This window comes from Variovorax sp. DAIF25 (assembly GCF_050711835.1).
Classification (GTDB): Bacteria; Pseudomonadota; Gammaproteobacteria; order Burkholderiales; family Burkholderiaceae_C; genus Variovorax.
This window is the reverse complement of the sequence record NZ_CP136636.1, coordinates 641,612-654,901: the sequence shown is the minus strand read 5'-3', so window position 1 is coordinate 654,901 and position 13,290 is coordinate 641,612. Positions and strand designations below refer to the sequence as shown.

11 protein-coding genes and 1 tRNA gene are annotated in these 13,290 nt (G+C 70.0%); 6 read left to right on the top strand and 6 right to left on the bottom strand.

Annotated features, from left to right (window positions below):
- Window positions 1-89 precede the first annotated feature (89 nt).
- Window positions 90-590, top strand: a complete 501-nt coding sequence (locus R0232_RS03120) for a hypothetical protein (RefSeq protein WP_431511207.1) — start codon at window positions 90-92, stop codon at window positions 588-590.
- Window position 591: 1 nt separating this feature from the next.
- Here the strand turns inward: R0232_RS03120 and R0232_RS03115 are convergent, their stop codons facing one another.
- A complete protein-coding gene (locus R0232_RS03115) occupies window positions 592-1,320 on the bottom strand; it encodes a glutathione S-transferase (protein ID WP_093350421.1) in 729 nt (242 codons plus the stop codon).
- 94 nt (window positions 1,321-1,414) lie between these two features.
- Window positions 1,415-2,239, bottom strand: coding sequence for a sulfite exporter TauE/SafE family protein (locus R0232_RS03110; protein WP_296796118.1), 825 nt, complete (start codon window positions 2,237-2,239; stop codon window positions 1,415-1,417).
- Between the two features lie 115 nt (window positions 2,240-2,354).
- Here R0232_RS03110 and R0232_RS03105 point away from each other — a divergent pair, with 115 nt between their 5' ends.
- Window positions 2,355-3,140, top strand: coding sequence for an AraC family transcriptional regulator (locus tag R0232_RS03105; protein ID WP_431511206.1), 786 nt, complete (start codon window positions 2,355-2,357; stop codon window positions 3,138-3,140).
- Here R0232_RS03105 and R0232_RS03100 read toward each other — a convergent pair.
- Together R0232_RS03100 and baeS are read right to left on the bottom strand one after the other, a co-directional pair.
- Entirely contained in the window at window positions 3,122-3,817 is a 696-nt protein-coding gene (locus R0232_RS03100) for a response regulator (protein ID WP_431511205.1), read from the bottom strand. The two genes, R0232_RS03105 and R0232_RS03100, sit on opposite strands and share 19 nt — an antisense overlap.
- 2 nt (window positions 3,818-3,819) lie before the next feature.
- Window positions 3,820-5,205 (bottom strand): sensor histidine kinase efflux regulator BaeS, encoded by a 1,386-nt coding sequence (gene baeS, locus R0232_RS03095; protein WP_431511204.1) that lies wholly within the window; start codon window positions 5,203-5,205, stop codon window positions 3,820-3,822.
- 167 nt (window positions 5,206-5,372) lie between these two features.
- Here baeS and R0232_RS03090 point away from each other — a divergent pair, with 167 nt between their 5' ends.
- Entirely contained in the window at window positions 5,373-6,158 is a 786-nt protein-coding gene (locus R0232_RS03090; RefSeq protein WP_431511203.1) for an SGNH/GDSL hydrolase family protein, read from the top strand.
- Window positions 6,159-6,245: 87 nt separating this feature from the next.
- On the opposite strand, the gene R0232_RS03085 is transcribed toward R0232_RS03090, so the two are convergent.
- Window positions 6,246-6,320, bottom strand: a tRNA-Arg gene (locus tag R0232_RS03085).
- Window positions 6,321-6,362: 42 nt separating this feature from the next.
- Complete coding sequence (locus R0232_RS03080) at window positions 6,363-7,034, bottom strand: TetR family transcriptional regulator (RefSeq protein ID WP_208511338.1); 672 nt, start codon at window positions 7,032-7,034, stop codon at window positions 6,363-6,365.
- Window positions 7,035-7,212: 178 nt separating this feature from the next.
- Between R0232_RS03080 and R0232_RS03075 the strand changes: the two genes are divergently transcribed.
- Genes R0232_RS03075 through R0232_RS03065 form a run of 3 tightly spaced genes read left to right on the top strand, consistent with a single transcriptional unit; the run spans window position 7,213 to window position 13,207 of the window.
- Entirely contained in the window at window positions 7,213-8,499 is a 1,287-nt protein-coding gene (locus tag R0232_RS03075; protein ID WP_431511202.1) for an efflux RND transporter periplasmic adaptor subunit, read from the top strand.
- An 18-nt stretch (window positions 8,500-8,517) separates the two neighbouring features.
- Window positions 8,518-11,685, top strand: coding sequence for an efflux RND transporter permease subunit (locus R0232_RS03070; protein WP_431511201.1), 3,168 nt, complete (start codon window positions 8,518-8,520; stop codon window positions 11,683-11,685).
- Complete coding sequence (locus R0232_RS03065; protein WP_431511200.1) at window positions 11,672-13,207, top strand: efflux transporter outer membrane subunit; 1,536 nt, start codon at window positions 11,672-11,674, stop codon at window positions 13,205-13,207. Before R0232_RS03070 ends, R0232_RS03065 begins: the two co-directional genes overlap by 14 nt.
- The last annotated feature ends 83 nt before the right edge of the window (window positions 13,208-13,290 follow it).

The window sequence follows — 13,290 nt, the reverse complement described above, 5'->3', positions numbered from 1 at the left end:
TCTATGGATAGCCCATCGCATATCGGTAGTTCCTGGTGATGGGCGTCGTTCCTACGATCCACCGCACACACAAAAGAAAGGAACACGACATGAAGAACGCATCGCAACATCTCCCGCGCCTGGGCATCGACATCGGCCGCGTGCTGATCGCGGCCGAGCGGGCCGACGGCGGCGACACCGCCTTCATCGGCGGCTCGCTGCAAGACGCGCTCGACACGCCGCCCTACGAAGGCATGTTCGAGGCCGTCGCGCCGCTGGTCGATCGCTTCGAGGGCCGCGTCTGGCTGGTGTCGAAGTGCGGACCGAGCGTGCAGGCCAAGAGCCGCGCCTGGCTCACGCACCACCGCTTCTTCGAACGCACGGGCATGGCGCCCGGCAACCTGCGCTTCTGCCTGCAGCGTCCGCAGAAGGCCGACCACTGCCGCGAACTGGGCATCACGCATTTCATCGACGACCGCAGCGACGTGCTGGGACATCTCGAAGGCATCGTGCCGAACCGCTACCTGTTCGGCCCGCAGGCCAGGCCCGTGGCCATGGCCGGCCTGGTGCCGCTACCCGCATGGCGCGATGCGGCGGCGCTGGTGCGCTGAATCAGGCGTCCAGCTCGGGATAGCGCCGGAAGATGCCGTCCTCGTTGAAGGCGATGCGGCGCGGGCTCTGCAGGTACGCCTGCACGCTCTGGCGGCGCCGGACGTTGGCATGCAGCTTCGCCACCGCCGGCGTCTTCGCGAGCGCGTGCGCAGTGGCCTTGGGAAAGGCGTACTGCAGCCCGTCGACCAGCTGGAACAGCGAGAGGTCGGCATAGGTCAGCACGTCGCCCACCAGGTGCAGGTCACCCGAGGGATTGCGCTGCAGCACGCGCTCGAACCAGTTCAGGAACTTCGGGATGCGCTGCTCGCGGAAGCCCTTCGCACGCGCCAGCGCGGCATCGCGCTGGTCCTCGTAGTAGTCGCCGGTCGAGAGCGGATGGTGCGTGTCGTGCGCCTCGGCCACTGCGTCGGCGATGGTGAGCTGCAGCTGGTGCGTCCACAGGCCGTCCGATTCGCCGACGCCGGCCAGGCCCAGGCGCGGCCCCAGGTAGAGCAGGATCGCGGCGGTCTGGCCGACGACGATGTCGCCGTCGACGAGGAAGGGCGGGGCGAACGGTGGCCGCGTCTGCAGGGGATCGGCAAGCCGGCGGCCAAGGGCGCTTTCGCCGCCGCCCTGGTCCTCGCGCTCGCGCGCCACGTCGACGTAGTCGGCACCGGCGGCCTCGAGCGCGAGCCGCACGAATTCGCCGCGGCCCTGGATGGTGGGCCAGTAATGGAGTTGGTAAGGCATGCGGCCATGGTGGCAGGCCCGGCGCGGCGCCGCAACCGCCGGCGCCCAACTGTCGAACTTCGATGACAAGCAGGCGCGCGTTTCGCGAACCGGCTCAGCGCAGCAGCATGCCCAGCAGCACCGCCACCAGCAGCGCGAGGTAGCCCCAGGCATGCACGCGGTCGGGCAGGCGGCCGATCAGCGGCGCGGCGGCGCGCACGCCCAGCAGCGAGCCGGCGACCAGCGCGGCGAAGGCCGGCAGGTCGACGTAGCCGAGGTGCCAGCCCTCGAGCGCCGCGCCCGAACGCCAGGCCAGTGCCATGTAGGTGGCGGTGCCGGCCAGCGCGATGGGCAACGACAGCGGGTTGGCCATGGCGGTGGCGCGCGTCATGTCGATGCCACGGCGGCGCATCAGCGGCACGGTCATCACGCTGCCGCCCACGCCGAGGAAGGCCGCGATCAGCCCGATGACGAAGCTGCCCGCGGTGGCGATGCCGCGCGAGAGCGGCGCGATGGCCGCCGTCGCCGTGGCACGGCGCACGATGAAGCCCGGGCGCAGCAGGCAGTCGAGGATGGTGACGCCCAGATAGACGATGAAGGCCAGCCGCACGAACCCGCCATCGGCCTGCACCGCGGCCGCGGCACCGACGATGGCGCCGAGGCCGATGAAGCCGAGCAGCGGCCGGATCAGCGGCCAGTCGATGGTGCCGGCGCGCTGGTGGCGCCGCGTGGCGAGCAGCGCGCTCACGATCATCACGCAGGTCGAGGTCGCCACCGCGATGTGCATGGCCGCGCGGCCGGTGGCGCTGTGCTCGCCATGCGCGAGCAGCAGCACGCGGTAGAGCAGCGGCACGACGACGAAGCCACCGCCGAAACCGAACAGCACGGTGGTGACGCCCGCGAGGCCGCCGAAGACCGCGAGCAGGAGATAGATCCACACGAGAGGCACTCCAGGAGAACGAAGACAGGCCTCGAAGATAGGCCGCTGCCGTGCGGCGCGCCCGCGCAAGCCGGACAATGATGTTTTCGTTCCGGCCAAGCCACTTCTTCCCCTCATGCGCAATGTCCCGATCGATGCCGTCGACGCCATCGCCCGCCCGGTGCTCGCGATCGGCACCGACTACCCGCCGGGCCAGCTGCTGCCCACGCACAGCCATCGGCGCGCGCAGTTCCTCTACGGCGCCACCGGCGTGATGGAGGTCGGCACCGACGACGGCGCCTGGGTGGTGCCGCCGCAGCGCGGCGTGTGGATACCGGCGGGCCAGCCGCACCGCGTGCGCATGCTGGGCGTGAGCACGCGCAGCCTCTACATCGAGCCGCGCGAGGCGCCGCGCCATGGCCGCCAGTGCGAGGTGCTCGAGGTGTCGCCGCTGCTGCGCCAGTTGCTGATGGCGGCCGTCGAGGTACCCGCCGAGTACGAGCGCCAGGGCCGCGACGGCCTGCTGATGCGCCTCGCGCTGCACGAGCTGGCGCGCGCCGAGGCGCTGCCGCTGCACCTGCCGCTGCCGCGCGAGCCGGCACTGGCCGCGCTGTGCCTGGACTTCCTGCGCGCGCCCGACATCCACGCCACGCCGGCGCAATGGGCCGCGCGGCTGCACGTGAGCGAACGCACCTTCAGCCGCCGCTTCGGCCGCGAGACCGGCATGGCCTTCGGCCAGTGGCGCCAGCGCGCCTGCGTGCTGCTGGCGCTGTCGCGATTGGCATCCGGCGAGCCGGTGACGACGGTGGCGCTGGACCTCGGCTACGACAGCCCCGCCGCGTTCTCGACCATGTTCCGCCGCACGCTGGGCCGCCCGCCCTCGCACTTCGCCGAAGCGGGCGCTCAGAGCTCCATGCGGTAGCCGACGCTGTAGATCGACTTGATCCAGTCCTCCGAGCCACCGGCCTCGGCGAGCTTGCGGCGCAGGTTCTTGATGTGGCTGTCGATGGTGCGGTCGGTCACGACGCGCCGGTCGTCGTAGATGCGGCCCAGCAACTGGTCGCGCGAGAAGGCGCGGCCGAGCGCCCCATGCAGCACGGCCAGCAGGCGGAACTCGACCGGCGTGAGGTCGAGCTCGCGGCCGCGCACGCTGGCACGGCCGGTGCCATCGACCACCAGCAGCGGCGCCTGCGCCGGCGTGGCCGCGGGCCTGGCGCTCGCGGCCCGATGCCGCCGCAGCACGGCGCCCACGCGCGCTACCACCTCGCGCGGGCTGAAGGGCTTGCACACGTAGTCGTCGGCGCCGATCTCCAGCCCCAGCAGGCGATCGACCTCCTCGACGCGCGCGGTGACCATGATCACCGGCACCGCGCCGAGGCGCCGCAGGTCGCGGCAGATCTCCACGCCGTCGCGCCCGGGCAGCATCAGGTCGAGCAGCACCAGGTCGGGCCGCTGCGCATGGAAGGCCGGCAGCGCGGCGTTGCCGTCGGCGACCCAGTGGTGCGTGTAGCCCGCGGCCGCGAGGTAGTCGCCGAGCACGGCCGCCAGCCGCGGCTCGTCCTCGACGACGAGCACATGGCCCAGGGTCGGAAGGCTCATGCTCATGCATCGATCCCCGGCAGGTCGATGACGATGCGCAGTCCGCCGAACGGCGAGGCCTGGGCCTGGATGCGGCCCTCGTGCGCCTCGACGATGTTGCGGCAGATCGCCAGGCCCAGCCCGCTGCCGCCGCTGGCGCGGTTGCGCGAGCCCTCGACGCGGTAGAAGCGCTCGAACAGCTTCTCGAGCTTGTCGCTCGGCACGCCGGGCGCGCCGTCCTCGACCACGATGCGCACGCCGCCCTCGTGGCGGTCGGCGCGCACCTGCACCACGCCGCCGCGGTCGGTGTAGCGCAGCGAGTTCTCGAGCAGGTTCGCCGCCAGCTGCTGCAGCCGCCGCTCGTCGCCGCTGATGGACAGCGGTGCCTGCGCGATCCGTACCCGCAGCTCGAGGCCCTCCGCCTCGAGCCGGCCCTGCATGCTGCCGACCGCCGCGCGCAGCACGGTGGCGACGTCGATCGGCGTGCGCCGGTAGGTCATCGCACCGATGTCGGTCAGCGAGAGGTCGTGCAGGTCGTCGACCAGCTTGCCCAGCCGGCCGACCTCGGCATGCATCGCATCGACCGACTGCGCGGTGGTCGAGCGGATGCCGTCCTGGATCGCCTCGAGCTCGGCGCGCAGCACCGCCAGCGGCGTGCGCAGTTCGTGCGAGATGTCGGCCATGAAGGTGCGGCGCGCGCGCTCGGTGTGCTCCAGCGTCTGCGCCATGCGGTTGAAGTCCTTCGCGAGATGGCCGAGCTCGTCGTTCGAGCCGACCTCGATGCGCGAGGCGTAGTCGCCGGCCGCCAGCCGCTGCGTGGCGCCGGCCATGCCGCGCACCCGCCGCAGCAGCGCGCGCGACAGCACGAAGGTCAGCAGCGCCGCCACCGCGATCGAGCCCAGGCCGATCAGCGTCAGGGCCTTGAACTGCCGCTCGAGGAAGCGCGCGTCGTCCTTGGGCAGCACGTCCTCGAAGGGCACCATCGCCACCCAGCCGACGATGCGCCCGTCGACCGTCACCGGCAGCCGGATCGAGTCCGGCCCGACCGAGGGATTGCCGACCACGCGGCGCAGTTGCGCGTCGAGCAGGCCGATGCGCGCGAGGGCACCGGTCTGGTCGGACGAGGCGAGCTGCGGCGCCGGATCCACGCCAGGCTCGCGCGCGATCGGCAGCACCAGCTCCATCCAGTTGCGGAAGTCCTGCCGCAGGAACTGCCAGTCGCCATGCGCCGCGTAGGCCGCGGCCACGCGCGGCAGCATCTCCTCGACGTGCGCGCGGCCCTGCTGGTTGAGGTAGCCGAGGAAGCCGCGCGCGAACACGAAGCGCATGGCGCCGGCCTGAACCACCACCACGGCGGCGCAAGCCACCAGCACGAAGAAGAAGAGCTTGGTCCGGATGCCGATTCTCATGATGGATGCCGATGATGCCGCGCGGGCCGATGGCACGGGCGGCCCTGCGGCGATTGGCTGCGCGACGGGCCGCAAAAGCAAGCAAGGCCATGCCGGCGGTACGATCTTCACAGTTGCTCCACATTGCACTCGCAAGATGGCGACACCCGGAACCGGACTCCCCTCCCATGTCTTCCCATCTCGCAGTGCACGCCCGTGCGCGCCAGGCCTCGCGCGCGTCGCGGGCCCTCCTTTCCCTCCTGGGTGCCTGCGCACTCGCGGCCTGCGGGGTGTCTGCCCCCGACAAGGCCCGTCCGCCCGCGCCCGTGGCGCTCGCGCCGGCGGCACCGGTTGCCCCGGCCGTGCAGCGCGCGCCCGAGGCGCCGCCCCAGGTCGCCGCCGCGCCCGCCACGCCGGCGGCCCCTGCCGTCGCGGCCGCTCCCAATTGCAGCGTCGTGCTCTATGGCGACTCGATCCTGCACGGCGGCTACGGCGGCAACCTGCGGCTGGCCGAACCGCCGGCCGCCGCGCTGAAGCGGCTGCGGCCGCGCTACACCATCGACGACCGCACCGCCAACGGCGAGACGGCCACCACGCGCGCGGCGAGCTTCGCGAGCGAGAAGCGCGAGGCGCGGTTCGTGGTCATCGGCCACGGCATCAACGACGCGGCGCTGTCGCTGCCGGTGGAGGCGCCGCTGCGCAGCATGATCGCCACCGCGATGCGCGAGGGCCGGGTCGTGATCGTCACGGGGCTGTCGCGCCAGCGCATCCCGGTGCCGGGCCGCGACAAGTACGACGCGGCCATCCGCAAGGTGGCGCAGGACACGGGCGCGGGCTTCGCCGACTGGGGCGCGGAAGAGTTCAGGGCCAACGAGATGGCCGACATCCTGCATCCGGCGGGCGCCTATTCGCAGCGGCTGTCGATGCGCATCGTGCAGACGCTCGACCGGCTGGCGCCGGATTGCCGGGTCTGAGGCGCGGGCGATCCGCCTTCGCCCGATGACCACCCCATGAAAAAGGCCGGAAGCCCCTTGGAGCTTCCGGCCTTTTTGCCGTGTGTCTGGTCCCGCCGCCAGGAATCGAACCTGGATCTCAGCCTTCGGAGGGCCGAATTCTATCCGTTGAAATACAGCGAGAAATGGGTTTCCGGTGAAACCGGAGCCTCGCATTATCGCCTATCACGCGGCCGCTGTTTCGGCTTCGTGCACGGCTGCGCCGTTCGCCCCCGTCTGCCGCGTGAAACCAAGGCCCGCGAGGTACACGCGGAAGGTGCGCCGGCCCGTGGGCACGAGGTCGAAGGCCGCGGGATCGAGCAGCCAGTTCTGGATCAGTCCGCTGATCAGCGCATGCAGTCCCTGCGCCGCCACGCTGCCGGGCACCGGCAGCCTGATGCGGGCGCGCCGCGCGGCCAGCCGCAGGGCCTTCTCGAAATCGACCACGCAGGCATTGCGCGCATCGAGATGGCGCTGCTGCACCGAGGCCATGTCGTGGGTGTATTCGACCTTGTGGGTGGCCACGTCGAACACGCGGCGCACCTGCGGGTCGGTGGTCATGAGGGTCAGCGCATGCACCATGCCCTCCTCGATCTCGGCCAGCGGGTCGTCATGGCTCAGGGCCGCGGCCTTGGGCGGCGCCTCGAGCGGAAGAATGACCCGCTCCATCATCGCGTTGAAGAGATCGGCCTTGTCCTTGAAATGCCAATAGATCGCGCCCCGCGTCGCCCCGGCCTGCTGCGCGATCTGCTGCAGCGTGGTCTGGGAGACCCCTTGCGCCTGAAACAGCAACTCCGCGGCATCGAGCAGTCGATTCCGCGTCGCCAGTGCTTCTTCCTTCGTACGACGTGCCACCAAGTCTCCTGATTTGTAAAGGCAACGCCCTTTGCATATCGTGGGGCCATTGCGTGGATGTCACTATACATCCATGAATGTATGTAAACTGTCGCCCTTCCCGATGGCCCACCTGGCCGTGCTGGCTTTCCGGCGCGGCCGCAGAAATCGCCGTCTCCCGTCTTCGCTTCAAAGGAATCGCATGCCTCTCCTGCATGTTTCGCGCCCATCGTTTCTTTCGCCGCGCCTCGCGACCGTGGCTGCCGTCGTGTTGCTGGTCATCGCGGGTTGTTCGAAGAGCGACGCGCCAGCCGGCGCCGGTGGTGCCGGTGGCGGCGGCCATCCCGCCCCCGAAGTGGGCGTGATCGTCGCGGCGCCGACCGACGTCGGCCTGGTGACCGAACTGCCGGGCCGCCTCGAGGCCTCGCGCGTGGCCCAGGTGCGCGCCCGTGCCGCCGGCATCCTGCTGAAGCGCGAATTCCGCGAAGGCAGCGACGTGAAGGCCGGCCAGCTGCTGTTCCGCATCGATCCGGCACCGCTGGTGGCCGCCACGCAGAACGCGCAGGCCGCGCTGGCCCGCTCCGAAGCCAATGCCGCGCAGGCCAAGGCACTGGCCGACCGCTACAAGCCGCTGGTCGAGGCCAATGCGGTGAGCAAGCAGGAATACGTCAACGCGGTGGCCTCGCAGAAGACCGCCGAGGCCGACGTGGCCGCCAGCCGCGCCGCGCTGCAGACCGCGAAGATCAACCAGGGCTACGCCGACGTGACCTCGCCGATCTCGGGCCGCATCGGCCGCGCGCTGGTGACCGAGGGCGCGCTGGTCGGCCAGGGCGATGCCACCGAGTTGGCCGTGGTGCAGCAGATCAATCCGCTGTACGTGAACTTCACGCAGTCGGCCTCCGACGTGCTGAAGCTGCGCCGCGCGGTCGCCGCGGGCCAGTACAAGCGCGCCGGCGGCGAGGACGCCGCCAGCATCCGCCTGGTGCTCGAGGACGGCACCGACTACGGTCAGGACGGCAAGCTGCTGTTCTCCGACCTCACGGTCGACGCCACCACCGGCCAGGTCACGCTGCGCGCCGAGATCCCCAACCCCAAGGGCGAGCTGCTGCCCGGCCTCTACGTTCGCGTGAAGCTCGAGCAGGCGCAGGTCAGCAACGCGATCACGGTGCCGCAGCAGGCGGTCACGCGCACCCAGCAGGGTGACCACCTGACGGTGGTGGGCGCGGACGGCAAGCTGAGCCAGCGCACGGTGAAGATCAGCGCCGCCAAGGACAACCAGTGGGTGGTGCTCGAAGGCCTGAAGGCCGGCGAACAGGTGATGGTCGACGGCTTCCAGCGCCTGCAGATGATGCCGCCGGGCACGCCCGTGAAGGCGGTCCCGTGGACGAAACCGAATCCCAACGGTGCGGCGCCCGCCGCCGCGCCGGCAGCCTCTGGCGCGGCACCCGCCCCGCAGAAGGCAGCCTCGGCTCCGGCCGAGAAGAAGTAATCAAGGAGCGCGCCCGCAATGGCCAAATTCTTCATCGATCGACCCATCTTCGCGTGGGTGATCGCACTGTTCATCCTCGTGATAGGCGGCGTGTCAATCACCCAACTGCCGATCTCGCAGTACCCGCCGGTGGCACCGCCCGCCATCCAGATCACCGTCGCCTACCCCGGTGCCTCGGCCCAGACGCTCGAAGACAGCGTGCTGGCCATCATCGAGCGCGAAATGAACGGCTCGCCGGGCATGATCTACATGGAATCGGTGGCCCAGGCCGACGGCACCGGCACCATCACGATCAGCTTCGAGCCCGGCACCAATGAAGACCTCGCGCAGGTGGACGTCCAGAACCGGCTCTCGCGCGCCACGCCCCGGCTGCCGTCCTCGGTGACGCAGCAAGGCGTGCGCGTCGACAAGTCGCGCTCCAACTTCCTGCTGTTCGCGATGCTGTCGTCGAGCAACGCCAGCACCGACACCTCGGCGCTGGGCGACTATGCCGCGCGCAACATCGTGCCGGAACTGCAACGGATCGACGGCGTGGGCCAGGTCCAGCTGTTCGGCTCCGAGAACGCGATGCGCATCTGGATCGACCCGGCCAAGCTGCAGGGCTTCAACCTGTCGCCGGCCGACGTCAACAACGCGATCCGCGCGCAGAACGCGCAAGTGGCCTCGGGCACCATCGGCGACCTGCCGAACGTGCCGGGCCAGGCGATCGCGGCCACGGTGACGGTCAACGGCCAGCTCGCCAACGTCGACCAGTTCAAGGAGATCGTGCTGCGCGCCAACACCGACGGCTCGACCGTGCGGCTCAAGGACGTCGCACGCATCGAGATCGGTGGCCAGGCCTATGCCACTTCGGCGCGCCTGAACGGCGTGCCCGCGGTCGGCATCGCCGTGCTGCCCACGCCCAGCGGCAACGCGCTGAAGTCGTCCAAGGCCGTGCGCGAGCGGCTGACCGAGCTGCAGCGCTACTTCCCCGAAGGCGTGAAGTGGAGCATGCCGTACGACACGACGCCCGTGGTGCGGATCTCGATCACCGAAGTGGTCAAGACCCTGCTCGAAGCCGTGGCGCTGGTGTTCCTCGTGATGTTCCTGTTCCTGCAGAACTGGCGCTACACGATCATCCCGACCATCGTGGTGCCGATCGCGCTTCTGGGCACCTTCGCCGTGCTGTTCGCACTGGGCTTCTCGATCAACGTGCTGACCATGTTCGGCATGGTGCTGGTGATCGGCATCGTGGTGGACGATGCGATCGTGGTGGTGGAGAACGTCGAGCGCATCATGAGCGAGGAAGGACTGCCACCGCTGGAGGCCACGCGCAAGGCGATGCAGCAGATCTCGGGCGCCATCATCGGCGTGACCGTGGTGCTGATCTCGGTGTTCGTGCCGCTGGCCTTCTTCGCGGGCTCGACCGGCAACATCTACCGCCAGTTCTCGGCGACGATGGTGACCTCGATCGCGTTCTCGGCCTTCCTGGCGCTGTCGCTCACGCCGGCGTTGTGCGCCACGCTGCTCAAGCCGGTGGAGGCGGGCCATCACCACGAGAAGTCCGGCTTCTTCGGCTGGTTCAACCGCGGTTTCACGCGCACGGCCAAGGGCTATGAGGGCATGGTCTCGCGCATCCTGCGCCGCGCCGCGCGCTACCTCGTGATCTACGCAGCGATCGTCGGCGCGGTGGTGTTCATCTACCGGCAACTGCCGACCTCCTTCCTGCCGGAGGAGGACCTGGGCTACATCATCGTGAACGTGCAGCTGCCGCCGGGTGCGACCCAGGAGCGCGCGCTGGACGTGATGAAGCAGGTCGAAGGCTTCATGCTCAAGCAGCCCGAGGTGGAGAGCATGGTGAGCGTGATGGGCTTCAGCTTCTCGGGCCAGGGCCAGAACGCGGGCCTGGCGTTCGTGACGCTCAAGAGCTGGGAGGAACGCAAGGACCCGGCCCACTCGGCCAAGGCGCTCGCGGGCCGCTCCTTCGGCGCGCTCTCGGGCATCCGGGATGCCTTCATCTACCCGCTGAGTCCGCCGCCGATTCTCGAACTTGGCAATTCCAGCGGCTTCAGCTTCCGGCTGCAGGACCGCTCGGGCGCGGGCCACGAGGCCCTCGTCAACGCGCGCAACCAGATCTTGGGCATGGCCTCGCAGAGCAAGATCATCACAGGGGTACGGCCCGACGGCCTGGAAGACGCGCCGCAGTTGCAGATCGACATCGACCGCGACAAAGCGAACGCGCTGGGCGTGAGCTTCGACGCGATCAACACCACGCTGTCGACGACGCTCGGTTCTAGCTACATCAACGATTTCCCGAACCGCGGCCGCTTCCAGCGCGTGGTGGTGCAGGCCGATGCGCCGGCGCGGATGCAGCCCGAGGACATGCTCAAGCTCAACGCGCCCAACGCCCAGGGTCAACCGGTGCCGTTCGCGACCTTCGCGACCACGCGGTGGGTCACCGGTGCGACGCAGACCGTGCGCTACAACGGCTATCCCGCCATGCGCATCAGCGGCGAGGCGGCGCCGGGGCAGAGCACGGGTGCCGCCATGGCCGAGATGGAAAAGCTCGCCGCGCAGCTGCCGCAAGGCTTCGGCTTCGAATGGACTGGCCAATCGCGTGAAGAAAAGCTCGCGGGTTCGCAGGCCATCATCCTGTACGGCTTCGCGATCCTGGCGGTGTTCCTCTGCCTGGCCGCGCTGTACGAGAGCTGGTCGATCCCGCTGTCGGTGATCCTGGTGGTGCCGCTGGGCGTGATCGGCGTGCTGCTCGCGACGCTGCTGCGTTCGTACTCGAACGACGTGTACTTCCAGGTGGGCCTGATCACGATCATCGGCTTGTCGGCGAAGAACGCGATCCTGATCATCGAGTTCGCCAAGGACCTGCAGGCGCAGGGGCGCGGCGTGGTCGAGTCGGCCCTCGAAGCGGCGCACCTGAGGTTCCGCCCGATCATCATGACCTCGCTGGCCTTCGGCCTCGGCGTCGTGCCGCTGTTCATCGCTTCGGGCGCAGGCTCGGCGAGCCAGCGCGCGATCGGTACCGGCGTGCTCGGCGGCATGGTGACAGGCACCGTGCTCGCGGTGATCTTCGTGCCGGTCTTCTTCGTGGTGGTGCGCAAGCTCTTCAAGGGCAGCGCGCGCCAGCACGAGGCCAACAAGCGGCATGCGCAAGCCGCCGGCATCACGGAGGAAAAACATGAACCTCAATAACAAACTGATTCCCACCGCGCTGGCGGCCGCGCTGCTGCTGACCGGCTGCTCGCTGATTCCGACCTACGAGCGCCCCGCGGCGCCGGTGCCCACCACCTACCCGGGCGATCCGGCGCAGCCGGCCGGGCCGGCGGCGTCCGCCATGCCCTGGCAGGACTTCTTCACCGACCCGCGCCTGGCGGGCCTGATCCAGACCGCGCTGGCCAACAACCGCGACCTGCGCGTCTCGGTGCTCAACATCGAGCAGGCGCGCGCGCAGTTCCAGATCCAGCGCGCGGACCTGTTCCCCGCGCTGGGCCTGTCGGGCAACGGCTCGCGCTCGAGCCCCAACCCGTACCAGGCGATCGACAGCAGCCAGGGCAGCGTGACGTCGCAGTACTCGGTCAACCTCGGCATCACCGCCTGGGAGATCGACTTCTTCGGCCGCATCCGCGCGCTGAAGGACCAGGCGCTGGCGCAGTACCTCGCGACCGACGAAACGCGCAAGGCCGCACAGATCAGCCTGATCGCCGCGGTCGCCAACGGCTGGCTCACGGTGCTGGCCGACGACGAGCTGCTCGAGATCACGCGCCAGACCTTGAGCACGCGCGAGGAATCGGTGCGGCTGACCAAGCTGCGCTTCGACAACGGCGTGTCGTCCGAGCTCGACTTCCAGGCCGCCAACTCGCTGGCCGAGACCGCGCGCGCCGCCTATGCGCAGCAGCTGCGCACGCGCCAGCAGGACGAGAACGCGCTCGCGCTGCTGCTGGGTGCACCGGTGCCGGCCAGCGCCTTCGCGGGCGCCAAGGGCCTGGGCGGCATCCGCCCGATCCCCGACGTGCCCGCGGGCCTGCCCTCCGACCTGCTGGCCGAGCGGCCCGACATCCGCGCGGCCGAGCAGCAGCTGATCGGCGCCAACGTCAACATCGGCGCGGCGCGCGCGAACTTCTTCCCGCGCGTCTCGCTGACCACCTCGATCGGCACCGCGAGCAGCGAGTTCTCGAACCTGTTCGACCGCGGCACCAAGGCCTGGAGCTTCGCGCCCACGGTCACGCTGCCGCTGTTCGACGCAGGCCGCAACATCGCGGGCCTGGACTCGGCCAAGGCCGGACGCGAGATCGCGGTGGCGCAGTACGAGAAGTCGATCCAGACCGCGTTCCGCGAAGTGGCCGATGCGCTCGCGGGCCGCGCCACCTTCGGCGAGCAGGCGCGCGCGCAGCGGGCGCAGGCCGATGCCGAGGCGGTGCGCTTCAAGCTCTCGGACCTGCGCTACCGCAACGGCGTGGCCAGCGCGCTCGACCTGCTCGACGCGCAGCGCTCGCTGTTCACGGCGCAGCAGTCGGCCGTGACCACGCAACTGCAGCTGCTGCAGAACCAGGTCACGCTGTACAAGACGCTGGGCGGCGGCTGGGCCTCGCGCGATGCGGCCGCGGCCGGCACCGCGACGAGCGGCGCGAGCGGCGCGAGCGGTGGCGCGGCACCCGCGGCCACGACCGGCGCGGCCGAAACGCCGCCCGCCGTCGTCATCCGCCGCAAGGGCTGAAGCCACCTCGACGGTTGTTTGCGCGCAAATCCGCGCACGCTCATGCGACAGGCCCTTCGCCTTGCGGCGAAGGGCCTCTCTAT